This is a genomic window from Blautia sp. HCP3S3_H10_2 (assembly GCF_052122375.1).
GTDB lineage: Bacteria > Bacillota > Clostridia > Lachnospirales > Lachnospiraceae > Blautia_A.
This window is the reverse complement of record NZ_JBQKCL010000056.1, coordinates 1-541: the sequence shown is the minus strand read 5'-3', so window position 1 is coordinate 541 and position 541 is coordinate 1. Positions and strand designations below refer to the sequence as shown.

General features: G+C 35.5%; 1 protein-coding gene. It reads left to right on the top strand.

The window, feature by feature from the left end:
• The coding region (locus ACTQWB_RS18740) for a phosphotransferase-like protein (protein WP_441502925.1) at positions 1 to 406 on the top strand (406 nt) is incomplete at its 5' end.
• Positions 407 to 541 lie beyond the last annotated feature (135 nt).

Genomic DNA, 541 nt, shown 5'->3' with positions numbered 1-541 from the left:
AGGGGCAATACCACCGCATTTGCCAGAATCAAATGAGCAAAATTTGATTGTCATTGAAGCGTTTTTAGAAGCTGCGAAGCGATATGCTCGTGGTGGATATGATGTAATTGTAGATGGCATTGTAGGACCGTGGTTTTTAGAGCCGTGGCTCAACATTGTTCAAGAGCATTATGAAGTACACTATATCGTTTTAAGGGCAAGTAAAGAAGAAACTATGAAGCGAGCTATCGAACGCTCAAAGTTAGACAGAGAAACAAATATTGAATTAGTTGAAACAATGTGGAATCAATTTTCCAATTTAGGAATCTATGAATTAAATGTTATAGATACAACTACGCATTCAATCAAAGATACTGTTTCAGCAGTAAAAGAAAAAATGGTAAGCGGTACGGCCTTACTATTTTAGACAATTCCAGTTTGTCGAACACATGAAAATTGATTAGAAACCAATCGAAGTTGGTGTAAACGATAAAGCAGCTTACAATATTTGATAAACTGCCCTATCGTTTACATCAATTTCGATTTTTCTATAGTGAACAAA